This window comes from Exiguobacterium sp. s89, from assembly GCF_018617735.1.
Classification (GTDB): domain Bacteria; phylum Bacillota; class Bacilli; order Exiguobacteriales; family Exiguobacteriaceae; genus Exiguobacterium; species Exiguobacterium marinum.
This window is the reverse complement of record NZ_JACSKS010000001.1, coordinates 1,069,972-1,096,318: the sequence shown is the minus strand read 5'-3', so window position 1 is coordinate 1,096,318 and position 26,347 is coordinate 1,069,972. Positions and strand designations below refer to the sequence as shown.

Here is a 26,347-nt window from a genome sequence, read left to right as displayed (position 1 = left end):
TTTTTATGTTTTTTGAAAAAATGATTGAACGAGGGAAACTAGTCATCGTGTTTCTTCTCGTCGCAATCGTTGTAGGTGTGCTGACGTTCTTCCAGCTGCCTAAACGAGAGATCCCAGAAACGGGAATCAATATCGTGCTCGTTCAAACGCCATATCCTGGTGCGACAGCAGAAGCAGTTGAACGAAATGTTACCGGTGTATTAGAGGAAGAACTGCGTAGTCTAGAGGGTGTAGAGAATGTGACGTCGATCTCGGCTTCAGAGTTCTCAAACATCACGGTCGAATATGCGGACGGGACCGACCAAGCAGAGTTTCAGGCGAACGTCCGACAAGCCTTGTCGGATGCGACACCTAAACTTCCTGAGAACGCGCTCGCACCAACGGTCAATGACTCGCTCGGTCAGTTGCCGGTCGCATCGTACTTATTGACAGCAGATGATCGTTCATCATTCGAGGATGTACGATCAGACATCGAACAATTAGAATCGAAACTTCTTCGAACAGATGGCGTGACAGGAGTCACCATCAAGGGGTTACCAGAGCAGGAATACGTTGTGTCACTCGACTCTGAAGAGCTGAGTTCACGTCAGCTTGCCTTCCCGGATGTCTTGACGGCCATCAACGAAGAATACAAAACGACACCGCTCGGTCGTCAATCGACCGATGAAGGCATCTACCAACTAGCGATTGACAACTTGACGAATGTAGACGACATGGAGCAAGTGATCGTTGGGTCATTCAACGGAGAAGCGGTCTTACTAGAAGATGTCGGAACGGTCGAAGAGACAGCAGAAGGTGTAACCGATCTCGTTTCTGTAGACGGAAAGCCGGCTGTTTCGATTACAGTTCCGATTGAATCAGGGTTGGATATTCCGACGATGCAAGATCGTGTCAACGATGTGGTCGAGGATGGACTCGGTGATTTAGACGGGTTTGATCTCGTTCCATATTATGAGCAGGCGAAAGCGGTCGATGCAATCTTCTCTTCATTGACACGTGAATTCATTATCGCCATCATCGCCGTCATTGCCGTGACGACGATTGGTCTCACGTTCTCTGGCTCAATTATCGTCAGTCTGGCAATTCCGTTGTCATTTTTAATCGCCTTGATTCCATTACAGTTTACTGGGGTTGATTTAAACCAAATCTCGATTATCGGGGCAATCATCGCCTTGGGGATCTTAGTCGATGATGCGATTGTCGTCAACGACAATATTTTAAGGAGATATCGAAGCGGAGATTCTGCGATGGTCGGGGCGGTCCGTGGAACGAAAGAAGTATGGGGCTCGATTGTCACGTCAACACTTGCAGTTGTTTTCGCATTCCTCCCGCTCACTTTGCTGTCTGGAGCGAACGGAAACTTCATTCGTGCCTTACCGACTGTCCTTGCGCTCTCTGTTCTAGCATCGATGGTCATCAGTTTGACGCTCGTGCCGATTGCACAGTATCGCTTGAACCGTAAAGAAGTGAAAGTGTCGAAACGTGAACCGGGTTGGCTCGGTGGACCGCTCAACCGACTCAGTAATTTCTATGCCGACCGCCTCTTACCGAGTGTAGCGAAACGTCCATGGACGTTTGGGATTGTAGGATTTGTCATTACGACAGCTTTATATGGATTGATTTTACTCACGCCGTTCGAGTTCTTCCCGGCCGCAAACCGTCCAGAAGTCGTGACGAGTGTGACGTTCCCGGTACAAACGACTTTAGAAGAAACAGAAGCACGTCTTGAAGAAATCGAAGCGAGGTTCCAAGAGGAGGAAGGTGTCGTCGAGACATCCATCTTTGCGGGAGGTGGACTTCCTGGTCTATTCACGGGAGGACTCGATCAATCCGGTGAAAACTCAGGACAAGTTATCGTACGTGTCGATAATGATTCAATCGATGCTATCGAATTGATTGATCAATATACGAACGAGTTGCGTGAAGAATATCCTGATGCCGAAATCTTCTTAGACACGCAACAGCAAGGACCTCCTGCGTCGGCACCTGTCGAATTCACGATGCGAAGTGAAACGATTGATCAGCTCGTGGCTGCACGTGACCAAGTGAAGGCCGACTTGGAAGAAATTGATGGGGCGATTGTCCTCGATAATATTAAAGAACCGTTCCAAACACTCACATACGAATTGAATCGTGAGGAAATGGCACAGGCCGGCGTGACGGCCAAAACAATCAGTGACCAAATTCGTCTCGTCACAGACGGGGTTCCGATTGGTACATTCGATGACGGGGTGGAACAACGTGACGTGAAAATCGTCATCGATGCTGAGGCGAACCGCGAAGCACTCGCCCTTGACGAGATTTTAGTTCCTGTTGAAACAGAAGGAGGTCCACCTGTTGCTCCACTCAGCACGTTTGTGACGGAGACGACAACGGAGCAAATTCAACAGATCCCTCGCGAGAACGGGGAACGTTCGGTCACACTCCAAATTTATGCGAGTGAGGGCATGGACGAGGATGCGTTCAAGCAAGATGTCGAGAAAGTGTTGGAAGATGCGAAGTCTGGGTTAGACGATGAAGGAATCACATTTGACCAGACCGGAGCGAGTGATACGCAAAATGAGTTCTTCTTAGAGCTTGCGACATTGTTTGTTGTCGTCTTGTTCTTGATTTACTTGATTATCGCATTCCAGTTCAACTCACTCTCACTACCATTACTCGTCTTGTTCACCATCTATCTCGCGATTGCTGGAGCTGTCGTCGGATTGTTCGTGACACAGACGCCATTCAGTTTCATGGCATCGATGGGGATGGTATCACTTGCGGGAATCGTTGTACGAAACGCGGTCGTCTTGTTCGAGTTTATCGAACAGCGTATTCGTGAAGGCTTACCGGTCACGACCGCTGTATACGAAGCAGGACGTGCTCGGATTCGTCCGATTCTCTTGACAGCGCTCACCGCAGTCGTCGCCCTTTTACCTGTCGCATTAGGTGACGATCCGCTCTTCAAACCGCTTGCGATCGGAATCGTGTCAGGGATTCTATTCTCGACTGTGTTAACCTTGGTGCTTGTCCCGGCTTATTACCTGATTTTGGCGAAACGTCGTCATAAGGACAAACCATTTACAGAATGATTTAGCTTGAAGATGTGATGCCGTATGGTGTCACATCTTTTTTTGAACCAATTGTCACATGTTTTGTGCGATGTTGTATGGGTATAATTAGAAGAGAGGTTTTGAACAGTATGGGAGGGAATTGAAGATGAACGATTCATATATTTGGCTCAATCGCCGCAAAGTACGACCAGCGTACAGTGTGACTGGGAGCCGCTCATGGTCAAGTGAGCGTGTCGTTAGACCCGATCGTGCACGTGGAAAGATGGTACGCGATGTAAAGCGAGTACGTCGTCCGTACGTGGACGAATACGGCAATCGGCGTTGGACGACGGGACGCGTGGTCGTGACGGATGCGTCTCGTAACGCTCGAGCGAACGGACACGGAGACACTGCCGTACAGTTAGAGTTCTCCACACCGACGCCATACGAACGTGTGAAAGAGATGATTCCTACGAAACGTGTACTCGTTCCGGTCGTTGCTGGACTCGCGGTCGTCGGTGGAATCGCCGGTGTCGCTTATGCGCTTCGTAAAAAGAAACGAAATAAGAAGAAATAAAAAAATCGCCGAAAATTCGGCGATTTTTTTATTTAAAGCGTTCAGCGAGGATGCGCTCGAGTTCACGTTGCCCGAGTTCACGCATTTCTTCTTCGTTCTCTTCATCGTATGCATCGTCCGAGAAGCGGCCGACAAATTCAACTTTGCCGTTTCCAAGTTCACGGAACACTAAGTTTTTGCGATCGTTGTAAAAGACGACACGATATTCACGGCCATTTTCGTGGTCGTAGTTGAAGACGCCTTTGATGTGGTCCATGTTCTTCTCTTCCGGCTGTTTCTCATCATCGTCCTCATCCTCTTCAGCATCTGCTGCTTCGGCTGCTCCTTCAAGTGCATCGGCGAGGACTACCGTTTCTTCTTTTTCTTCCGTTTCCTCTTCTTCAGATGAAACGACTTCTTTTTTTTCTTCTTCTGTCATATGAAACGACCTCCTTTACTTACTTTCCTATCATACCCACTTTTTATAGTTGTGACTACTCAAAATGATGCGAGCAAACTCGAACAACATTCGAAGATGACATGATCAATCGTTGAAACAGCTGGCGCTTGATCGATTCCGGGGCATCTACGGTCTTGAGTGCTTGCTCCATGCAACCAAGCCAATGACCGGCGTGCGTCTCAGAAATCGGATGTTCATGATGAATCATAGCTAAATTCCCACCGCCACGGCGTTCTGAATATAATTTTGGACCACCGAGCAGCTGTGTTAAAAATTCAAATTGATGTTGTTTGACCCGGTCTTTGTCTTCAGGAAAGAGCGGCAGTAAAATCGGGTCGGCATAGACGAGGTCATAAAACGCGTCGACAAGTTGTTGAACACCGCGTTCGCCTCCAAATTGTTCATAGGCACTCACATATATTCCCCCTCATACGTTCAGTCTAATCGATTTCGGGCAAAAATGGGAATGATGAAGGTTATGACTTTTTTGACTAAGGTTCAAGGGAGGTTTCCCTCTACAAATGAGGAGAGATGGTTCATAATGAAGAAAAAAGGGAAGGAGTGTTCGCTAAAATGACAGTAACCTTTCACGTTGGTCGATCGGGAACGGGAAAAAGTGAGCAGATGATCGATGAGGTCATTCAGGAACTGAAGCAAAACCCGAGCGGACCGACGATTTATATGATCGTGCCGGATCAAATGTCGTTTGAAATGGAAAAGAAGATGGCAATGGTAGACGATCTTCGTGGTTCGACTCGTATTCAAGTTCTTTCGATGCGTCGTCTCGCTTTCTTGATGATGCGAGATGCCGGCGTCGCGACAGATCAATTTTTAGATCAAACCGGAACTCATTTGTTGTTGCGGAGGGTCGTCGAGATGAGCGAGGAAAGATTGACCTTGTTCCGGCGTACGATGAATCAGTTCGGCTTTTACGAAGAATTGAATCAATTGATTTCCATGTTGAAGCGTGGGCTTGTGGAACCGGAGCACTTGTTGCGGTTAAGTGAACAGGCGCAGCACCGTGCTTTGAAGTTACAGGACCTTTCCATCATTTACGAAGGATTTTTAAAGATGACGGAAGGCAAGGCACTCCATGCGGAAGATTATTTCAACGTCATGTTGCAGATCCTGCCGGAAACGGATTTGACGGGTGTACGTGTCTATGTGGACGGGTTCAATGAATTTTCGGAGCAGGAATTGGCAGTCCTTGTCGCACTTGCGGAAAAAGTGAATGTCGATGTGTTGCTTACACTCGATCCTGTTTCGATGTATCGTCTCGATCCATTGTTTGGCCCGACACAACGGACGCTCATGCGTTTCAAAGAACTGTTGACAGAACGACAGATCCCTTCTCGAGACGAGCTGTATGATACCGTCTATCGTTACACGCATCCGAGTCTCCGTTATCTGGAGGCCACATTCGACCAATTGACTGCAGAACCTTACACTGGTTCAGAGAATCGGATTGATCTACATGCCGCAGTCGACCGGACCGTCGAGGTGGAGGCGGCCGTTCGGGAAGTTATTCGACTCACTCGTGAAGAAGGATATCGTTACCGAGACATCGCTCTTGTCTCACGTTCTCTCGAGGAATATGGAGATTTGGCAGCACAAGCGTTACAAAAGATGGGCCTGCCGTACTTCCTTGATGAACGGCAACCGATGCTTGACCATCCTCTCGTCGAGCTGTTAAAGGCGGCAATCGACATTGCTTTACGCGGCTATCGGGAGGAACCCGTCTTTCGGGCACTGAAGACGGAACTCGTCGTCCTTGACCCGACACATCGCCGTACGTCCGTCGATCGTCTCGAAGCGTTCGTGATTGAGCGAGGAATCAAGCACTATCACTGGCATGACGAATGGCAATTGCGCCGTCGTATGGGCGAAGAGGCAAGACTCACGAGCGAAGAGCTGGACGTCGAGGCAGACTTGAACCGTTACCGAGCACGAGTCATCGATACATTTGATCCATTGCTTTCAGAATTAAAGCAAGCGAAGACAATGCAAGCTTATACGCACGCCATGTTTGCCTTTTTAGAACGTGTCGGCGTATCGGACTGTCTGACCCATTGGCGCGATGAGGCGATTGAAGAAGCACAGTTAATCGAGGCACGTGAACATACTCAAGTTTGGGACGCGGTGTTACATTTACTTGAGCAGTTAGAAGCAGCAGCTCCAGAAGAAACGTTGTCTACAGACCTGTTTCTTCAAATGATGGATACAGGTCTGGATAGTCTCCGCTATGCTCTCATCCCACCTTCGCTTGACCAATTGACTGTGACGGACTATGTTCGTGGGCGATTGATTGATAAAAAAGTTGTGTTCCTACTCGGAGCGAATGAAGATCAAATCCCTCTCGTCACGACACAGTCCAAGCTGTTGACCGACCATGACTTAGATTTCATGCATGAGAATGGACTACGTGCCGGGAAGGCGACGGAGCACTTATTCGATGATGAAACGTATTACTTATATAAAGCGGTGACGGTACCAAGTGAACGTCTCTATATTAGCTATGCTCTAGTTGACAGAACGGGTAAGGCCGTTCAACCGGCTCGCTTCATAGCAGATTTGAAAACACGTCTGCAGCAAAACGTCATTAAGACACATTTCGCTGAAGCTGGAGAACATCGGCCACAGGACCAATTCGCTTTCTTGACGAACGTGAATCAGACGGCAGCCGTCACGGCACTGGAGCTTCAGCGTTTAAGTCGTCATTATCCGATTCAAGATATGTGGTTTGGCGTCTATAACGAGCTGTTGAAGCACCCGGATGGACGTGAACGCTTGCAGCTTTTGACGAGCGCCTTGTTCTATCAAAATATACCAAAATCGCTAGACGACCACGTCGCACAATCATTGTACACGCCATCGATTCGAGCGAGTGTCTCGCGACTGGAGACATTCCAAGCTTGTCCGTTCAAACATTTCGCGAGTTATGGGTTACGTTTGAAAGAGCGGCGATTGTATCGACTCGAAGCACCGGATATCGGAAACCTCTATCACCGGACGATCGAGCATATGTCGCAGACGGTGAAAATGGATGGAAAACAGTGGCGGGATGTCTCACCAGTTGAGTGTATGAACCTAGCCGAGCAGGCGGTGGAACTTGTGACACCTGAGATTCAGCACGCCATTTTAATGAGTTCGAACCGATACGCGTATTTGAAGAAAAAATTGACAGACGTCGTCAGTAAGACGGCAGAAGTGTTGATTGAACAGTCGAAACGAGATGGCTTTGACCCACAAGCGTTTGAACTTGCATTCGGGAGCGGTCAGTTCCCACCCGTATCATTTACATTGTCAAATGGGGCGACATGTGAACTAGTCGGTCGCATCGATCGTGTCGATACAGCGATGATCCATGACCAGCTTTACGTTCGAATCGTCGACTATAAGTCGAGTAAACGTGAAGTTGATTTCGCTGAAATATACTACGGTCTGGCGATGCAGATGCTCATCTATTTGAAGGTATTGATTGAACAGGCAGAGGCATGGACGAAAGAGAATGTAGCACCTGCTGCCGCCCTCTATTTCCATGTTCATCGACCACTCGTACCGCCCGCGAGTTCCGAAGAAGAGACACGTCAAAAGGTATTAGAGTCATATCAGATGCAAGGATTGCTCGTAGACGATCCACAAATCTTAGAGGTAATGGACCACTCAGCGAAGGGATCGTCGAAAAAATCAATCGTTATCCCAGTCAAATATAAAAAAGATGGCACACCTGATGCCAATACGCTGAAGAAGATTGTCACGACGCCTCAACTCGAACAGTTGATGGATCATGCATTTGACGTCGTCAAAGCGAGTGCAGAGGAGATGTATGACGGCAAAATTGATGTAGAACCGTATGAGTATAAAGAGCGGCGGCCCTGTCAGACATGTCCGTACCAAAGTGTTTGTCACTTTGACGAGGCACTCTCGAATGAGCCTCGTAAATTGAAGAAGCTCGAGAAAGAAGAAGTATTCCAGGAGTTAGGAGGCGATGACCGTGAAATGGACGAATGATCAGTTCGCCGCGATCGAAGCGAGGGGAAGCCATGTGCTCGTTTCGGCTGCGGCAGGTTCTGGTAAGACCGCGGTCCTTGTCGAGCGGTTATCTAGCCGATTGCTTGACGAGACGGATGAGCTCACGGCAGACCGGATGCTCGTCGTTACGTTTACGAATGCAGCGGCTGCAGAGATGAAACGACGCATCGCAAAGGCGCTTGAAGAGGCGTTACGCGAAGACCCGACGAATGAATACGTCCGGAAGCAACGGCAGATGTTGAACCGGGCGCTCATCACGACCATCCACTCATTTTGTTTAGAAGTGATTCGCGAGAATTATTATCTATTAGACTTAGACCCGGCGTTCAAGATTGCGGAAGAACGTGACCTCGTCCTGTTGCAGGACGACGTATTAGAAGAGGTGCTTGAAGAGGAGTACGGGAAACAAGATACCGATTTCTTTTCTCTTGTCGATGCGTATACGTCAGATCGCGGTGATAGCGAAATCGAGGACTTGATTCTCGGAATGTACCACTATGCGCGTACGCTCCCAAATCCAGACGCCTATTTAGATAATCTCGTATCTATGTATACGTTCGGAGATGACCCTGACGAAGAGGCGATTTTAATCGAATTTGGTCAGATGTTGTGGCAAGATATCGAAAAGGCGGTACGGGAACTTCGGAAGCTTGAAGCGGAGCTTCGGGTCGCCGGTTATGAACCACAATCAGACAATGTTCGTCAGGCGATTTTTCCGTTTGAACAACTTGAAGGGGAGACAATTGTCTGGAGTGAACTCGAGACGGCGGCTCGTGCGATGAAGTTTGGGACGATGAAGGCTGTTCCAAAAAAAGAGGAGCACCAGATTTACCACGAGGTCCTCAAACCAGCGTACGACCAGGCGAAGAAAAAATTGACGGCAGTGGTCGAGCAGGCGCGTGTCAGTGGGGCGGACTTATTAGAGAGCGTCTCGATGCAACAACCTCTCGTTGAAACACTCGTTCGAACCGTCCGTACATTCGGTCAAGTATACGAGCAAGCAAAGCGTGAACGGGCTTTCGTTGACTTCAGTGACTTGGAACATTATGCGCTCGCCATTTTACGACAAGACGGGGGACCGTCCGATGTTGCTGCGCTTTATAAAGAACGATTCGCTGAGGTACTCGTTGATGAATACCAAGATACGAACGAGATTCAAGAAACGATCATCAATCTGGTCGCAAATGAACGAGAGGAAGTCGGGAACTTATTCATGGTGGGCGACATCAAACAATCGATTTATCGATTCCGCCATGCAGAACCGGGTCTTTTCATCGATAAGGCGACGCGCTTTAGACAAGCGGGTACAGGGAAACGAATCGACCTTTCTCAAAACTTCCGTAGTCGCAGAGAAGTCCTCCACGGGATTAATGACTTGTTCGTTCAGCTCATGGATGAAGAGGTCGGCGAAATCGCATATGACGAGGCAGCACAACTTGTACCGGGACGTGAGTATGAACCGATTCCAGCGGACCCAGAATTCATTTTGGTCGACGGGGAGAGTCGTGAGTTATCGAAGCAAGAGGTAGAAGGTCGGGCGATCGCAACCCGAATCTTAGAACTCGTATCGGGAGAAGAACCGTTCAAGGTGACGGATGAAGAGACCGGACAACTTCGAAACTGTGAGTATCGAGACATCGTGATTCTCGTGCGTTCGAAAAAAGAACGAGTCGAGCAGTTGATGGATATTTTGACACAGTACAACATCCCGGCTTACACCGATTCGGATGGTGGATATTTTCAAGCGACTGAGATCCGTATGATCCTTGCCCTCTTGAAAGTGATTGACAACCCGCTACAAGACATCCCTCTCGCAGGTGCGCTTCGTTCACCGATGTTCCGTTTCGATGACGGTGAGTTGGCACGAATCCGACTCGAATCCGACGATTCATTCTATGAGGCACTCAAAGCAAAGGCAGATGACGATGATGAGCTTGGGGTGAAATGTGGAGAGATGCTCGACCGACTATCCCGTTGGCGCACCTATGCGCGAAACCATAGTCTGTCTGAATTGATTCAACAGTTATTCAATGATACCGGGTTTTATGACTTTTCAGGTGGATTGCCTGGAGGAAAAGGACGGCAAGAAAACTTGAAGGCGCTCTATGACCGCGCCCTCTCCTATGAACGTAGTGGCTATCGTGGCCTTTATCGCTTCTTACGCGTGATGGACCGTCTGCAGGATACCGGTGAGGACTTGTCAGAGGCACGGTCACTTGGTGACGAGGAGAACGTCGTTCGCATCATGACCGTCCATAAATCGAAAGGTCTCGAGTTCCCGGTGACGATCGTCGCTCAGCTCGGAAAACAATTCAATAAACGTGATCAAATGCAACGTGTCATTTTCCACAAGCATTTCGGGATTTCACTGGATGCAATCGATGTGGTGACGCGTACAAAGTCGGAAACATTTGTGAAAGAGATGATTCGACGAGATTTAGACGCGACGATGAAAGCAGAAGAGATGCGTGTTCTTTACGTCGCTTTGACGCGGGCGAAAGAAAAACTGATCCTAGTCGGAACGGTAGGGGAACCGGTCAAACATCTCCAACAGTGGCTCCAGGTCGAACAATCCGGGGAGCTGTTGGCTAGTGAGGCGAGACGAGAGGCGAAAACGTACTTGGACTGGATTGCTCCAGCGCTCTTGCGATTGCCAAGCGCTTCGACCTTCATCGAGTCCTTCGGCTTCACAGTTCCCGCTTCATTTCATGAGTCGACCTCGTGGATGTACCGCATGATCGGTGTACCGGATCTTGCGGAGATTGCGACACTGCAAGAAATGATGGCTCAACTGCATCATGTCCAAAGATTTGAAGCAATCGATTTCCCGATTCAAAACGAAGAAGTGACGATACGTACCGTCCATCAGGCTTTGAACTACGCATACCCTTCTCAAGATGCGGTGCGCACGGCAGCGAAACAAACAGTGACCGAATTGAAACGGGCGATGCAACTTGAACAAGCCGCCTTTGAAGACCCGGTCCGACCGGTCGATACGCCTTACCGAGAACCAAAATGGCGTCAAGTCAAACAGACCGGTGCCGAACGAGGGACGACGTTACACTTGATTTTCCAATTAGCGGACCCAAGCCAACCGATTGTCGATCAAATCAATCGGTGGGAGATGCAAGGGATGCTTAGTCCAGTCGAGGCTGAGACGGCACGCCTCGCACTCCCTGATGTTGAGGCATTTTTCCAAACGGAAGTCGGGCAATCGCTCGCCGGTGCAATCGAGAGGGGAACCGCATGGCGAGAGTTGCCATTCACCTACACGGTACCGGCCGAGCGAATCAATCCGAATGGACAGTTCACGGATGAATATGTATTGATTCAAGGGATTATCGACTGTCTGTATTTTGATGGGACCTCTTACGTCCTTTTAGACTATAAATCAGATGCCGTTGTCCATTTATCTGAGTCTCGTGAAGAGGCACATAATCGAGTGCGGGATCGCTATGCAATTCAATTGCAACTGTATCGAGAGGCTATTGAAACGATTTGGGATATTCGTGTCGAGCGGACCTTGATTTATTCGCTTGATTTACAGGAAATCGTGACCGTGTCGACCAAATAAATGAGAATACATGGCGAGCGATGTCAGCTAGATGGCATCGCTCTTTTCTTATGTGCAAATTCACATTCAATTTCGTTGACAATCCAGCACGAGAGGAGTAATTTATTTTATATAAGTAATTGTTCCTAATAGAACAATTCGAAACGGAACGATAAAGGAGTGAACGAGTATGACCGAGACGAATACAACGCGGGCACGGGAAATGATGCAATCCTTTTGGCGTGTACAGCGTGTTTTAATTCGTTTGATGCATCAAACGGCACAACAAAATGACCTCACCCTACCTCAACTTCATGGACTGATGATGTTAAATGAACAGGGAGCGATTTCGCAAAAGGAACTAGTTCAACGGACAAAGATGCCAAAGAGCACGTTGAGTCAATCGCTCGATGGTCTCGTGGAGAAAGGACTGATTCGTCGGGACATCAATCCCGACAATCGTCGGGAGGTCGTGTTGACGATTGATACATCGGGCAAACGTTTGATTGAGGATATTGAGCAACAAGAAGAAGGGACCGAGCAACAATTGAATCAAATCTTATCTCGTCTAAATGAAGGTACGTATCATCATATGATTGAAGCCCATCAACAGATTGCAGATGGGTTAAATGAAGGGTTCACAGACTGTGAAGGAGGATGCCGTCATGATTAAGTTGTTGAAACGTCTCATTAGTTATAAGTGGGCCGTTCTGATAGTCTTGTTGTTTGTGTTCGCGCAATCGTTGGCAGATTTATTTTTACCAACGTTAATGGCAGACATCATTGATAATGGGGTCGTGACGGGCGATACAGGATATATTTGGCAAATGGGAGGTATCATGCTAGGTGTGACGGGACTTGGAGCCATCGCAGCCGTCGTGGCCAGTTTTTATTCATCGAAAGCAGCGATGGGATTTGGTCGTGACTTACGGAGACGCGTCTTTAATCATGTTGAGCGATTCTCTCTTGAAGAGTTCGATCGCGTCGGAACGGCCTCATTGATCACTCGGACGACGAACGATATCACACAAGTACAACAAGTGATCATCATGATGCTTCGGATGGTTGTAAGTGCGCCAATCATGTTTGTCGGTGGATTAATTATGGCTACTTCAAAAGATGCGAAATTGTCCCTTGTGATTGTGGCAGCTATGCCAGTGCTCGTCATCTCAATTTTCTTGATTTTTTGGAAGGCCATGCCGCTATTTAAGAAAGTGCAGAAGCGATTGGATCGCTTAAATCTCGTCCTCCGAGAAAATCTAACGGGTATTCGTGTCATTCGGGCATTCAATCGTGAAAAAGAAGAGCAAGTCCGCATGACAGAAGCGAATGAACAATTGACAGATGTGTCAATCAAAGTAAACCAGATCATGGCGTTCCTTATGCCTATTATGATGCTTGTGATGAACTTGACGGTCGTCGGTGTCATATGGTTCGGTGGCATCCGGATTGACAATGGGGCCATGCAAATCGGGGATTTAATGGCGTTCATTCAATACGTGATGCAAATCATGTTTGCACTCGTCATGGCGTCTGTCATGTTTATTATGATTCCGCGTGCATCGGTGTCTGCGAACCGGATCAACGAAGTGCTCGAAATGAAACCGTCACTAGTTGATGACGGAACGATGACTGCGGACGTTGAACAAGGCACGCTCGTCTTTGACCATGTCACGTTCTTTTATCCGGGCGCTGAAGAACCAGCGCTATCCGATGTGAGTTTTTCAGCAAATCCGGGAGAAGTCACAGCGGTGATTGGTGGGACAGGGTCTGGGAAGTCGACGCTCGTCAACTTGATTCCACGGTTTTATGACGTGACGTCAGGTCATATCCTTGTGAACGGTGTGGATGTTCAATCCGTTTCCCAAGAAGACCTTCGCTCGAAAATCGGGTTCGTCCCACAAAAAGCGCTTCTGTTCACTGGAACGATTGCAGAGAACATTCGATACGGAAAAGCCGATGCGACAGCTGAAGAAGTCATACATGCGGCCTCGATTTCACAGGCGAGTGACTTTATCGAGAAGATGCCAGACCGTTATGAGTCGATGATTGAGCAAGGTGGGTCGAACGTGTCGGGTGGACAAAAACAACGCCTCTCGATTGCGCGTGCGCTCGTTCGAAAACCGGATTTATACGTATTCGATGACAGCTTTTCGGCACTTGACTACAAAACGGACGCCGCATTGCGAAAAGCATTGAAAAATGAAACAAGAACCGCGACAGTATTGATTGTCGCGCAACGCGTTAGCACAATCATAGATGCTGATCGGATTATTGTGCTAGAAGAAGGTAAAGTAGCCGGGATTGGGACACATGAAGAATTGTTTGCGAATAATGCGGTATATCAAGAAATCGTGAAGTCGCAATTGTCTGAGGAGGAGATCGCATGAGTGAGAAACAAGGAAATACACGACAAACTCATGGCGGACACGGCGGTCCTGGAGGTCCCGGCGGTGGGAACATGATGATGATGGGTGAAAAGCCGAAGGCGTTCAAAGTCACGTTCCATCGCCTTCTTGCTTATTTGAAACCACGTCGAAATACACTGATAGCTGTATTCATCGCTGCGATATTGAGTACGATTTTCATGATCGCCGGTCCGAAAATTATGGGGATCGCCATCACGGAACTGTTTGAGGGTGCCTATGCAAAATTCACGGGAGTACCTGATGCAGAGATTGACTTTACACGAATCGGACAAATTTTGTCCTTACTCGCTGGTCTCTATGTCATCAGCAGTCTGTTCAACTACGTTCAACAATATTTGATGTCTGGTGTGGCCCAAAAAACAGTGTATGATCTTAGGGAGGACGTCAATAAAAAACTAGAAAGACTGCCACTCAAATATTATGATGGACGCTCGAATGGGGAGACACTTAGTCGTGTCACGAACGATATTGACTTGATTGGGAGCACGCTTCAACAAAGTGTGACGTCATTTATTACATCGATTGTCACCATCATTGGGATTTTAATTATGATGTTGTCAATCAGTCCGCTTTTGACGGTCATCTCCCTTGTGTCCTTACCGCTCACTATCTTTGCGATTCGACCTATTTTAAAACGATCGCAACAATATTTTTCGGATCAACAGCGAAATCTTGGACGATTGAACGGTCATGTAGAGGAAATGTACACTGGACACGCCGTCGTCAAGGCGTTCGGTCGAGAAGAGACGGCTGTTCGTGAATTCGAAGAAGTGAATGAGGAACTCTATGATGCCGGACGAAAAGCGCAATTCATCTCCGGAATCATCATGCCGATGACGATGTTCATCGGGAACATCAGCTATGTGTTGATTAGTGTCGTTGGCGGGATTCTCGTGACACAACGCACTATCTCGATTGGGGATATCCAGGCGTTTATCACATATACGAGACAGTTCACTCAACCGATCACTCAAACGGCGAACATCGCAAATATCGTCCAGTCGACGGTCGCTGCTGCGGAACGCGTATTTGAACTATTGGATGAAGAGGAAGAAGTGAAGGATGTGACGACTTACCGCTTAGAACGCGCGGAAGGAAATGTTACGTTCCGTCATGTCGACTTCGGATATGGGGAGGACCTGCTCATTCAAGATATGAACCTCGATGTGTTGACGGGACAAACAGTGGCCATCGTCGGGCCGACGGGCGCCGGAAAAACGACGCTCATCAATCTACTCATGCGCTTCTATGAATTGAATGGAGGCGAAATATTAATCGATGGGAAAGACTCACGACAAATGTCGCGGCACGATTTGCGACATACGTTTGGCATGGTATTGCAAGACACGTGGCTCTTCAACGGGACAATCCGTGACAATATCGCTTACGGTAAAACGGGTGCGACAGAGATGGAAGTTGTGAATGCAGCGAAGACGGCACATGCCGATTCATTCATTCGGACGTTGCCGGATGGATATGACACAGTCTTAAATGAGGAAGCGAATAACATCTCACAAGGACAAAAACAATTACTGACCATCGCGCGAGCGGTACTTTCGAACCCACCTATTATGATTTTGGACGAAGCAACATCAAGTGTAGACACGCGCACCGAGATTTTGATTCAACAGGCGATGAAACGGTTGATGGACGGCCGAACGAGTTTTGTCATCGCACATCGGTTGTCGACGATTAAAGACGCTGATTTAATTTTGGTCATGGACCAAGGTCGTGTCATTGAACAAGGAACGCATGAGTCATTACTAGAAGCAGGCGGATTTTATGAAAATCTTTACAACAGTCAGTTTGCTGAAAAAGAGGTCGTATAAACAGAATATAGGTTTTACGGTCAGGTGATTCGGTAAAAGACGTACGAAGATATGTTTCGTACGTCTTTTTATTTTGTGTAACAATTACAAATCCGTTAAAATAGATAAATGGGATAAAAAATGGAGGAACGATTATGGTTAAAATCTTGCTTGCAGAAGACGAAGAAGTACTACGAATGCTCGTAATGGATACATTAGAAGATGAAGGGTATGAAATCGACGAGGCGCAGGATGGACTAGAAGCCTATCGATTGATTGAAAAAAATGAATATGATTTGGTCATTGTGGACCATATGATGCCCGGTATGACTGGGCTTGAAGTTATTGAAAAAGTAAGAAAGTTACCGGGGCGACAGCATACGAAAGTGATGATGTTGACAGCGAAAAGCCAACAATCTGACCGTGATTGCGCGAATGAGATTGGCGTCGACTACTTCATTTCAAAACCGTTCAGCCCACTTGAACTTGTCAAAATCATAGGAGGCATCGTGAATTGAAAAGGTGGTTTAAACAAAAACTCGGACGTGACATCATGGTCGTCCTCTATTCGTTCCTCGTTATCGCGTTGGTAGGTTCGGTGTTGACATATGTCTATATCGAGAACCGACTAGAGGCGAATGAGGCCAAACTGCGTCAGGTCGACGAGCGCGTCGACCGTCTGACGGTACTTTGGGACGGGTGGCAAGCCGATCAGTATGATACGCGTGGCTATCTCTTATTTGGTGATACTGAAACGCTCGAACGCGCGAGCGCGAACGAGGCGAAGTTCCAACAAGAAATCAATTGGTTCAAGACACAAGTGCAGAGTCGTCAGGGTCAACTGTTCGCAGAGGACCTTCAACAGTTCCATAACTTTTATTATGACGTCGTCATCCCAGTGACTTACGAATACGCACAAGCACAACAAGATGGTGAAATCACTGAAACGTTTATTGATGCAAAAACCATTGCCGAACTCCCGACGGCACAGCGTTTGATTGAGCAAGGACTCGTTCAATTTAATCCTGACCGAGGCATCGACATCTTAGGACCAATCGATGAAGTCGAATCGTCTCTTGAGAACTATCGAGACCTGATGGCATCTGAAAAAGAGACCGTCTACGCAGAATGGCATCAAAACAATAACATTCTTCAATTCTTGTGGATGATGAGCATCGCCTCATTTGCCGCATTGATTTTATTGTTTGTCCAACCGTTCCTCCGTCGTCAAACACGTTTAATTTCACGACTCTCAAACGCCTCAAACCGCTTGTTGAAGGGTGAAATTGTTGACTTAAGCGATCAAATGAAACGGGAAGATGAGATTGGTACGATGTCTCGTTCGTTCCATAAGATGGCCGAGACACTTCGTGACAATGAACGTCATTTGATTGAAAAGAACCACGAGTTACAAGCGCAACAGGAAGAGTTGATTGCGCAACAAGAAGAACTGCAGGCACAACAACAGGAATTAGAAGAAATTTTAGAACAGACACAACAAAATGAACAACATCTTGCATATCGAAATGAGTTGACGGAGACGCTTGCGTCACGTGACTCGCTCACTGCTTATCCTGAGATTATCGAAAAACTTGTGACAATCACCGATTCAGAGGTTGGTGCGCTCGTCTTCGTTGATGAAGCTGAAAACTTTAAAGTGACGAGCCATGGTTTGAATGAGACGTTGACTCGCCAGTTGCTCGACAGCGAGAACTCGGTGCTGACACGTGCGATGAACTTGAAGACGACGGTTCATTCGTCGAAACAAGTTGCAAGTGATCACCCACTGCCGTATCCGTATTACATGTTTGAGACTGCGGTACCCGTCAATGACCCGACTGACGATTCGATTATCGCGTTCATTTATCTTGTCCGCTATAAAGATCGGTTCACCCAAACACAGATGGGCGACATCATGTCATTCGCCCGTCAACTCTCGCTTTCGCTTTTACGGATGCGTCTATTTGAAGAAATGAAGCGCGAAAAAGGGAAGACGGAACGTATCCTTGACTCGATTCGGGAAGCGGTCGTCTATATCGAACATGCGACCGATGATGTATTCGTCAACCGACCACTTTATGAGATGTTCCCTGAATTAAGTGAGGTCAGCTCGCTCGACCTTGAGGAAGAATCATGGGAAGAATGGCGCCATCGTCTTGTCGAGACCGTCGACCAGGCAGAAGACTTCATGAAATATACAAACCGATTGTTTACTGAAGACTTCCCGCATGACAGTGTAAGCTTCTCGATTCGCAAAGGCGAAATGAACTTGCAAATGTATGCGGAACGAATCATCGTCGGAGGGCTTTCGAAAGGGACGCTTCTCGTATTCCGGGATATTACGAGCGAGACAGAGGCCGAGCGATTGAAGAGTGAGTTTATCTCAACCATTTCTCATGAATTACGGACACCGCTCTCATCCATCTATGGATTCACGGAATTGATGGTGAAGAAGCAACTGCCAAATGAAAAGCAAGCAAAATACTTGGAAACCATCCATGCTGAGACGGAACGCCTGACGCATCTTGTCAACGACTTCCTCGATGTGCAACGTATGGAATCCGGTAGTCAAATGTATGACCGGGAGCAACTTGATATTGAGCCGGTCGTTCGAGACATGCTGACATTTTATGAAGCATCTTCTCTGAAACATAAATTTGAGTTGATTGCTGATGATTTGCAGCCATATGAATTGTTTGTCGATTGTCAAAAATTTAAACAATTGATGAGTAACCTGTTGTCGAACGCCGTGAAGTATTCTCCGCGTGGAGGAAAGATCACAGTGGAGCTTGAGCATCATGAACAAATCGTGTCTATCAAAGTGATGGATGAAGGAATCGGAATTCCGAGCGACGCGCTCGACCGATTATTTGATAAGTTTTATCGTGTCGATAATTCCGACAGTCGGGAAATCGGCGGTACTGGACTTGGGTTACCAATTTGCCAGGAAATCGTTCGAGGCCATAACGGTCAAATCCATGTGGAATCGATTCAACATAAAGGCTCGACGTTCATCGTCGAAATTCCAAGTTATGAGTTTGCCGTCCAAGAGGCGGAGACGACACCAGTATAATGAAATGAGTCATCCTTTCGGAGGGGTGACTCATTTTTTTGATTAAAGCGTTCGCTTGACCATTCATGAGATGATTCGTGTACAATGAAGACTGAACAAACATCATAAAGGGGGGCACTTGAATGCCACTAATTGCATTCTTGCACACGCACGTCACGAGCTGGATTTTGTTACTTATTTTGTTTGCCGTGGCCTACATCGGCTATAAGAACGGCAACAAGAGTGGAAAAATCGCACATATGGCGTTTCGACTCATGTTACTCATCGCGTTCGGAACAGGACTTTATCTTTACCTTCAATTGAACGGAGGCGGTACGTTCTATCATGTGAAAATCACGGTTGGATTACTGACGTTGATTTTCGGTGAAATGACGCTCGTCAAAGTCAAAAAGAAAAAACCATCGAACGCTTTGTTCGGCGGATTTGTCGTGTTTGCACTCGCAACGATTTTTATCGGTTACGCGTTGCCATACGGACAATCATTCTTTAACAGTTTCATTCAATAAGACTTTCCCACTTCGCATACCGAAGTGGGAATTTTTTGTTTGTAGACAAATTATTAGGGGAAAATAAAAAAATCAGTAATCATGACGATGAGGTGAAACGATGGATCAACAATTAATGGAATGGACACGTGTTTTACATGCTCGAAAATGGATGAAGCAAACGGAATCATTTTTACCACTCTGGCACGGTTACATCGGCTATAAGTTCGAATTATTCGATGCCCTGCAAGGTGGGGCGAGTATGGCTGAAATGAACCTGCGACTCAAACGCCCATTGACCCAACTTGCGTTAGAACGTTGGTTAGAGGTAGGGGTCGCCGTACGCCATTTGAAGAAAAAGGGATGGCGTTATTATCCGACCCGGGGATTAAAATATCAATTATCCGGTACCGATGAACGTAGCATCGGGTTTATGTTACAGGAGATGATGGAACTCCATATCCCAGCCTTGATTGCCTATCCTGATTTTTTAGAGTCAGGTAAACAGAAAACGTTCGATGGAGCCGAGCATGGTCAAGTTGTCGCGAAGACGTCGACGCTCGTCGAAACAGTCGCTTTCCCGATTGTGCAGCAGTTATTACGACAAGCGAATGTCCAATCAATGCTCGATATCGGTTGTGGTCACGGGGGCTATTTACGTAAATTACAATCTCTCGAACCGAGTTGGGAACTGACGGGGATTGATTTAGAGGAGGATGTTATTGAAGAGGCAAAATCGCGCGATGAGAGTGATGATATTCACTTCGAAGTTGCTGACTTCATGAATTGGAAAACTGAAGAGCAGTTCGATGCGGTCATGATGAACAATATGCTCTATTACTTTTCACCGCAAGAGCGGATTCAGTTGTTAGATCGACTAAGGGAGCGATTGGATCAAAATGGTGTCGCTGTCCTCGTGACACCACTTGCTGAGACGGCTCTTGGTGGTCGTTTCGCATCCGCGTTCAATGCGTTCATGACGCTTCATGACAATTTGTATCCTCTTCCGACAATCCCAAAATTGCGTCAACAGATGCAAGAAGTAGGATTTGAACAGATTCGGTTTATCCCATTCATCCCAGAAGGATCTTGGTATATCGTTATCGCCGAGCGAGGAAGCGCAAATTTACTCAATCAACCGATTCAAAATTGAACTTGTCTCCAGTCATTTCTATAATGATAGAGAAGCATAAGAGACTATTCACATAGGGAGTTGTTGAGTGTGTCGAAACAAAGAGTTGCCGTTATTGGAGCAGGACCTGGTGGTTTGGCCGCTGCGATGCTACTAGCGCATCGTGGGGTTGATGTCACTGTATTTGAGAAGCAACCGTTTGTAGGTGGAAGAACATCGCGCCTTCAAGTAGGCGAGTTTACGTTTGACCGTGGACCTACTTTTTTAAATATGCCGTATATTTTAGAAGAGATATTCGAAGAAACTGGACGTGATTTACACGACTATGTCGAGATGAAACGACTTGAGCCGATGTATGATTTGTACTTCGACCGCGGGACGCGTCATCTCTCAATGACAACAGACCGCGATCAAATGCATCAAGCGATTGAAGAGCAGTTTCCTGGAAATGGGGAAGGATACGAACGTTTCATGAGCGAACAGGCGATTAAATTATCTAAGTTGATGCCTGTCTTGCAAACCGCTCACGACAAATTGACCGACTACGTATCGTTACGAGTGCTCAAGGCGCTTCCTTTTCTCTCCATTGGTAAATCACTTTATGATGTCCTGTCTGAATACTTTACGAGCGAAGAATTGAAATATGCGTTCACGTTTCAAGCGAAATATTTAGGTATGTCTGCTTGGGAATGCCCAGGTGGCTTTTCAATCTTATCTTACATGGAGCATGCGTATGGAGTTCATCATCCGATCGGAGGAGTGAATCAGCTTTGTCACGCGATGGCAAACGTGATTGAAGAAGAGGGTGGAGTCATTCGTTTAGGCGAACCGGTGGAACGTCTTCTCATCGACGACAAGAAAGTGACAGGTCTCGTGTCAGGAAGCGTCCATTATGCGTTCGACGAAGTCGTGATCGGTGCTGATTTTGCACATGCGATGACTTCTTTAGTTCCGGAAGGCAAGTTGTCGAAGTGGAGTCCGACTCAATTGAAGAAGAAACGTTACTCGTGCTCGACATTTATGCTTTATCTTGGACTCGATCACGTATATGAGGACGTAGCACACCATTCGATTCATTTTGCGGACGATTATGAAATGAACGTCAAAGAGATGACAAAAGAGTTGAAGTTGAGTGAGGATTTTTCGTTTTATGTACAGAATGCCTCACGTATCGACCCGACACTTGCACCTACAGGTAAATCCTCGCTCTACGTCCTCGTACCGGTACCGAACAACTTATCCGGTCTACCATGGAAAGAATTGCAAACGACGATGACAGAACGTGTACTTTACGCTCTTGAAACGCGTTCGCCTTATCGTCATATTCGTCAGCACATCGAGGTGATGGAAACGCTGACCCCAGAGGATTGGGAAACGTTTGGAGTGTACGAAGGAGCAACGTTCAATCTAGGACATAATTTATCGCAAATGATGTATTTTCGCCCGCATAACCAATTCGAAGAGCTCGACAACGTGTGGCTTGTCGGGGGTGGAACTCACCCTGGAAGCGGACTTCCGACAATCTTTGAATCGGCACGAATCACGACGAATCTATTACGTGAGCGGGCAGGTGTCGGCCGATGAACATCAGTTTTGTGGGGGCCGGGGTTGGGTCACTCTACGCCGCTCTGTTGTTGACGAAACGAAATCCATCGCTTCATATCACGATTTACGAAAAAGAAGCGCGTGTCGGTGGACGACTGAATTACGTTGAATTTGAAAATGGGGCGAAAGTCGACGAAGGTCCGACGATCGTCTTGTTACCGAGTAAATTAAAGCAACAATTAATCGAAGCGGGTTTATCTGAGGATGAAGTGGAATTGCTTGAAGTCGACCCACTCTACCGTTTGCGCTATCAAGATGGTACGTCATTTTACAAGTATCGAGATATCGAGCGTCAGGCTGATGAAATCGAACGAACTTTCGGTGAGGGAGATGCGTTCCGTCGTTATATGTCTCAAAAGAAAGAAGAGTATCAAATTGGGTTCAATACGTTTTTAGATCGTAGCTACGCATCAAAAACAGAGTTGTTCGAACCTAAACTGTTACTCCTCCTCATGCGGTTAAAAGCATATGAGTCGGCCCATGCGAACATGAAACGTTTCTTTGAAGATGAACGCTTACGTGTCGCCTATAGCTTACAAACCCTTTATATCGGTGGGAACCCTTATGCGACTCCTTCTTTATATGGACTCATCCCTTATCGTGAACAGGAAGAAGGGGTCTGGTACGTAAAAGAAGGATATTTCTCGCTCGCAACGACAATGGAGAATGAATTAAAACGGCGAGGTGTCCGCTTCGTCATGAACGCTACTGTCAATCGTGTGCACGTCACGGACGGGGTGGCGAACGGCGTCACGGTCAATGACGAATATGTCCCTTATGATGCAGTCATCGTGAACGGTGACTTCCCGCTCATGGAGCGGCTCGTTGACGGGGTGACACCGAAAGCGTATGAACCATCAAGTGGTACGTTACTCCTCTACTTCACTGTCAAAGGTGAACTTGATTTGCCAATTCATCAATTTGATTTACCGAATGATTTCGAGGGATCGATGCGAACCATCTTTGAGGATGGTAAACTAAGTGAGTATCCGGCAATGTATACGTTCAATCCATCTCGCATGGATGAAACACTGGCTCCGGATGGAACGAGTGTGTTGTATGTCCTCGTCCCGGTTCCACGTAAATTAGAACGTGAAGATATCGAAGCCCAAGGAACAATCGATCATCTAGTAGGACGAATCGAAGTACTGTTGCCTGATTTTCGTGAACGAGTCATCGAGATGAAAGTTCGTACGCCAATGGATGCCGAGCGATTCGGTTTGTTTGAAGGAGGAAGCTTTGGGATTGCACCAAAGTTATCTCAGTCAGCCGCCTTCAAACCACAGGCGAGACCATTTTCGAAAATCGAGCGTCTCTATGCGGTGGGGGCATCCGTCCATCCGTGTGGCGGTGTACCGATTGTCATGATTGGGTCACAATTACTCGTGAAAAAAATGGAAGAAGAAATGGGGGCAATACATCGTGACGACACAAGAAGCGTATCGTCAATGTGAGGAAATCATGAAGAAGGGCTCGTTGACTTTTTATCGGGCCTTCTCTTTGCTCTCAAAACCAGATCGGCAGGCGGTCATGGCTGTTTACACATTCTGTCGGACACTCGACGATGCGGTCGATGAATCAGACCGTCCAGAAGAGAGTTTGGCAGCATTTTTGCATGATTTCGACCGTTTTTTAGCCGATTACGATCAAGATGAAGCGTTATGGGTCGCCCTTCGAGATGTATGGAAGCGCTATGAGATGGACGTCGACCCTTTCTTCGAGTTGGCAGAAGGCATGAAATGGGATTTACATAAGTCGCGGTATGAGACACTCGAAGAGACCGAACAATATAGTTATTATGCGGCCAGTACAGTCGGTCTGATGCTTCTCCCGATTCTTGTCCCGAATCAAGACGCTGAGACAAAACTTCAGTTAAGACAAGGCGCTATCGACCTTGGTATCGCGATGCAATTAACGAATATTTTACGAGATGTCGGAGAAGACTTGAATCGGGATCGAATCTATTTACCACGTACGATGATGCGACAATACGGTGTGAGTGAAGAGAAATTGCGCCAACATGAAGTGGCACCTTCCTTTATCGAATTATGGGAGGCGGTGGCGACTCGAGCAGAGTCCTTGTATGAGCGAGCCCGAGCAACCCATCATCTGTATCCACTTGCGAGCCGAAAACCGGTGCAGGCGGCAGCTCTTCTCTATGAGGGGATTTTAGATGCAGCGCGGGCAAATCAATACGATGTCTTCACAAAACGGGCGTACGTATCAACTTTACAAAAAGGGAAATTATTAGCAAAACTATAAGATGTCAAGATAGCTGTAGGCGCTTCATGCGTCTACAGTTTTTTTGCGCAAAAAAAACCACTTTTGGCGGGGGACCAAAAGTGGCGTAAGCGTTATGTGATTCATTCATCGGGGAAATGAATGAATCGATTTGTGATGAAGCCCTAAAGATGTGCCGGGATTCATGGGGAATGAATCATTGGGACATCTTCGCTGAAACAGGATGCTTGATGGACTAAGGGGGAACATCATACGCAAGCTGTTTCAACTACGGGATACGAGTGGGGAAACTCGCTCATCACTTTCTCGGGTGTGACAAGTTCAAAACGCGATTTGGCTCGGGGAAGCCATTCGATCGCTACAGGTGTAACAAACGTTACAAAACTGTTTGAACTCGAATATGATATTATCACGTCTCTCACTTGTCGACAAGTGTCGAAACTCACGTTCACAAAATGTTCATATTGTCAGAGGTATGTCCTCTAACATCGAGCGCGCAGCGAATTGTCCTGAAAGCGTGACCATCGGGCTACCGCCTCCTGGATGGGTCGAACCACCTGCGAACCAGATGTTCGACACGTCTGTCGACCGAGCAGCTGGTCGGAAAAAGGCTCCTTTTTTCGAGTTGGCCGATGTACCATAAAGTGCGCCATAGTACGCATAAAAATCACGGGTCAAGTCTTGGGGCGTCACTCTTTTATGATAGAGGACCTCCTCATCGTTCCAATCCACACCGAATTCACGCAAACGACGACGAATCAGATGTTCATACGTAACGGCATCGATTTCGGTCAGGTGGGCGGGGGCGTTGACGAGGATGAACAGATTGTCGCCCGCCTCGCCCATGGATGGATCGGTCGCGGACGAATTTGATATATAGATGGTCGGCTCATCTGCATATCGTGCTTCTTGAAAGAGTGCCCGAAATTCTCGTTCGTAGTCGTCAGCGAAATAGACGTTATGATGGGCAAGATTCAATCGCTTCGATAACCCGATCATCAAGACGAACGCAGAAATTGATGGTTCCACCGTGTCTCGTGTCGGGACCGGGAAGGAAGGGCGGTCTTTCGCGGCGACGAGTCGTGGATATTGAGTGAGCAACTCCCCGTTAAGAAGAACGGCGTCACAAGAGATGACTTCCTCATCATCGACGACGACCTCATGTGCTTTTCCATTCAACACCTCAATCTTCGTCACTTCATGTCCGAGACGGAATGTTACCCCGAGTTCACTCGCCCGCTTAGCGAAACCTTTTGCGATATTCCAGTTGCCACCTTTTGCGAAGTAGACGCCTTCATTCAACTCTAAATGTGAGATGAGAGCGAAGGTGCCGGGTGTCACGTATGGACTACTTCCGATATATGTTGCATAGCGATCAAGGGACTGGATGATTCGTGGGTCTTTAAAGTATTTCTTATGGAGGGCATGCAAGCTTTGGAGCGGGTGTACTTTGACCATGTCCGCCCAGAGACCAGGGTCTAATTTTGTCTCCATCCGCGTAAAGAAACGTTCATTCGCGATCCGGAACAGCTTCTCTGCCTCATCTAAGTAAGCGTGTATTTGATTTTGCTTCATTTGATCACCGGTCAATCGACGGACTTCTGCTTCAAGTTGTGCCCGGTCCGTACTAAAAGTGAACGATGAGCCATCTGAAAAATGATTGACGGTATGTTGCTCGAGTTTGATCAACTCAAAATAGTCATCCGGATTGGCTCCGCTGTTTCGGATGACCGAGCGAAATACATCCGGCATCGTAATCGTATTCGGGCCGAAGTCAAACCGGTGACCGTCAGTGATGACAGGCATGAGTTTTCCACCGACATGTTCATTTTTTTCAATAACTGTGACATCATAGCCACGGGCAGCAAGCGTGACGGCAGCGCTGAGTCCGCCTAGTCCGGCACCAACCACAATAATCTGTTTCATACATATGTCCCC

The 26,347-nt window shown here is 47.3% G+C and carries 17 protein-coding genes; 14 read left to right on the top strand and 3 right to left on the bottom strand.

Going from position 1 to position 26,347, the window contains the following annotated elements; translation table 11 throughout:
• The first annotated feature begins 5 nt into the window (after positions 1–5).
• Both KNO96_RS05565 and KNO96_RS05560 read left to right on the top strand, forming a co-directional pair.
• Positions 6–3,074, top strand: coding sequence for an efflux RND transporter permease subunit (locus KNO96_RS05565; RefSeq protein WP_214702677.1), 3,069 nt, complete (start codon positions 6–8; stop codon positions 3,072–3,074).
• Between the two features lie 127 nt (positions 3,075–3,201).
• Positions 3,202–3,612: a hypothetical protein gene (locus tag KNO96_RS05560; protein ID WP_214702675.1), complete on the top strand. Its 411-nt coding sequence runs from the start codon at positions 3,202–3,204 to the stop codon at positions 3,610–3,612.
• A 28-nt stretch (positions 3,613–3,640) separates the two neighbouring features.
• Here KNO96_RS05560 and KNO96_RS05555 read toward each other — a convergent pair whose 3' ends face one another.
• Positions 3,641–4,030 carry a hypothetical protein gene (locus KNO96_RS05555; protein ID WP_026826652.1) on the bottom strand — a complete coding sequence of 130 codons (390 nt, stop codon included), beginning with the start codon at positions 4,028–4,030 and terminating at the stop codon, positions 3,641–3,643.
• Between the two features lie 55 nt (positions 4,031–4,085).
• Entirely contained in the window at positions 4,086–4,466 is a 381-nt protein-coding gene (locus tag KNO96_RS05550; RefSeq protein ID WP_051545992.1) for a truncated hemoglobin, read from the bottom strand.
• Positions 4,467–4,624: 158 nt separating this feature from the next.
• On the opposite strand from KNO96_RS05550, the gene addB reads away from it, so the two are divergent.
• The 12 genes from addB (at position 4,625) to KNO96_RS05490 (ending at position 24,430) form a co-directional block, all read left to right on the top strand.
• Positions 4,625–8,062, top strand: coding sequence for a helicase-exonuclease AddAB subunit AddB (addB, locus tag KNO96_RS05545; RefSeq protein WP_214702668.1), 3,438 nt, complete (start codon positions 4,625–4,627; stop codon positions 8,060–8,062).
• The gene (addA, locus tag KNO96_RS05540) at positions 8,040–11,657 is read left to right on the top strand and encodes a helicase-exonuclease AddAB subunit AddA (RefSeq protein ID WP_214702666.1); all 3,618 of its coding nucleotides are present in this window, start codon (positions 8,040–8,042) and stop codon (positions 11,655–11,657) included. The genes addB and addA overlap by 23 nt, the downstream gene beginning before the upstream one ends.
• Positions 11,658–11,826: 169 nt before the next feature.
• Complete coding sequence (locus KNO96_RS05535; RefSeq protein ID WP_026826648.1) at positions 11,827–12,309, top strand: MarR family winged helix-turn-helix transcriptional regulator; 483 nt, start codon at positions 11,827–11,829, stop codon at positions 12,307–12,309.
• Positions 12,302–14,026 carry an ABC transporter ATP-binding protein gene (locus KNO96_RS05530; RefSeq protein ID WP_214702664.1) on the top strand — a complete coding sequence of 575 codons (1,725 nt, stop codon included), beginning with the start codon at positions 12,302–12,304 and terminating at the stop codon, positions 14,024–14,026. The genes KNO96_RS05535 and KNO96_RS05530 overlap by 8 nt, the downstream gene beginning before the upstream one ends.
• Positions 14,023–15,894, top strand: a complete 1,872-nt coding sequence (locus tag KNO96_RS05525) for an ABC transporter ATP-binding protein (RefSeq protein WP_026826646.1) — start codon at positions 14,023–14,025, stop codon at positions 15,892–15,894. The genes KNO96_RS05530 and KNO96_RS05525 overlap by 4 nt, the downstream gene beginning before the upstream one ends.
• A 134-nt stretch (positions 15,895–16,028) precedes the next feature.
• On the top strand, positions 16,029–16,391 hold the full coding sequence (locus KNO96_RS05520; protein WP_026826645.1) for a response regulator: 363 nt from the start codon (positions 16,029–16,031) through the stop codon (positions 16,389–16,391).
• Entirely contained in the window at positions 16,388–18,946 is a 2,559-nt protein-coding gene (locus KNO96_RS05515; protein ID WP_214702663.1) for a sensor histidine kinase, read from the top strand. Before KNO96_RS05520 ends, KNO96_RS05515 begins: the two co-directional genes overlap by 4 nt.
• Before the next feature lie 122 nt (positions 18,947–19,068).
• Positions 19,069–19,452, top strand: coding sequence for a YisL family protein (locus KNO96_RS05510; RefSeq protein ID WP_214702661.1), 384 nt, complete (start codon positions 19,069–19,071; stop codon positions 19,450–19,452).
• A 100-nt stretch (positions 19,453–19,552) separates the two neighbouring features.
• A complete protein-coding gene (locus KNO96_RS05505) occupies positions 19,553–20,584 on the top strand; it encodes a class I SAM-dependent methyltransferase (protein WP_214702659.1) in 1,032 nt (343 codons plus the stop codon).
• A gap of 69 nt (positions 20,585–20,653) precedes the next feature.
• Positions 20,654–22,147 (top strand): phytoene desaturase family protein, encoded by a 1,494-nt coding sequence (locus tag KNO96_RS05500; RefSeq protein ID WP_214702657.1) that lies wholly within the window; start codon positions 20,654–20,656, stop codon positions 22,145–22,147.
• Positions 22,144–23,622 (top strand): phytoene desaturase family protein, encoded by a 1,479-nt coding sequence (locus KNO96_RS05495; protein WP_214702655.1) that lies wholly within the window; start codon positions 22,144–22,146, stop codon positions 23,620–23,622. Before KNO96_RS05500 ends, KNO96_RS05495 begins: the two co-directional genes overlap by 4 nt.
• Positions 23,591–24,430, top strand: a complete 840-nt coding sequence (locus tag KNO96_RS05490) for a phytoene/squalene synthase family protein (protein WP_214702643.1) — start codon at positions 23,591–23,593, stop codon at positions 24,428–24,430. Before KNO96_RS05495 ends, KNO96_RS05490 begins: the two co-directional genes overlap by 32 nt.
• 438 nt (positions 24,431–24,868) lie before the next feature.
• On the opposite strand, the gene KNO96_RS05485 is transcribed toward KNO96_RS05490, so the two are convergent.
• Entirely contained in the window at positions 24,869–26,335 is a 1,467-nt protein-coding gene (locus KNO96_RS05485; RefSeq protein WP_026826638.1) for a phytoene desaturase family protein, read from the bottom strand.
• Positions 26,336–26,347: the final 12 nt, after the last annotated feature.

Bases quoted from the DNA above. Each gene is read 5' to 3' on its own strand.
- KNO96_RS05565 (WP_214702677.1), top strand. From the start codon at position 6: ATGTTTTTTGAAAAAATGATTGAACGAGGGAAACTAGTCATCGTGTTT.
- KNO96_RS05560 (WP_214702675.1), top strand. From the start codon at position 3,202: ATGAACGATTCATATATTTGGCTCAATCGCCGCAAAGTACGACCAGCG.
- KNO96_RS05555 (WP_026826652.1), bottom strand. From the start codon at position 4,030: ATGACAGAAGAAGAAAAAAAAGAAGTCGTTTCATCTGAAGAAGAGGAA.
- addB (WP_214702668.1), top strand. From the start codon at position 4,625: ATGACAGTAACCTTTCACGTTGGTCGATCGGGAACGGGAAAAAGTGAG.
- addA (WP_214702666.1), top strand. From the start codon at position 8,040: ATGACCGTGAAATGGACGAATGATCAGTTCGCCGCGATCGAAGCGAGG.
- KNO96_RS05535 (WP_026826648.1), top strand. From the start codon at position 11,827: ATGACCGAGACGAATACAACGCGGGCACGGGAAATGATGCAATCCTTT.
- KNO96_RS05530 (WP_214702664.1), top strand. From the start codon at position 12,302: ATGATTAAGTTGTTGAAACGTCTCATTAGTTATAAGTGGGCCGTTCTG.
- KNO96_RS05525 (WP_026826646.1), top strand. From the start codon at position 14,023: ATGAGTGAGAAACAAGGAAATACACGACAAACTCATGGCGGACACGGC.
- KNO96_RS05520 (WP_026826645.1), top strand. From the start codon at position 16,029: ATGGTTAAAATCTTGCTTGCAGAAGACGAAGAAGTACTACGAATGCTC.
- KNO96_RS05510 (WP_214702661.1), top strand. From the start codon at position 19,069: ATGCCACTAATTGCATTCTTGCACACGCACGTCACGAGCTGGATTTTG.
- KNO96_RS05505 (WP_214702659.1), top strand. From the start codon at position 19,553: ATGGATCAACAATTAATGGAATGGACACGTGTTTTACATGCTCGAAAA.
- KNO96_RS05495 (WP_214702655.1), top strand. From the start codon at position 22,144: ATGAACATCAGTTTTGTGGGGGCCGGGGTTGGGTCACTCTACGCCGCT.
- KNO96_RS05485 (WP_026826638.1), bottom strand. From the start codon at position 26,335: ATGAAACAGATTATTGTGGTTGGTGCCGGACTAGGCGGACTCAGCGCT.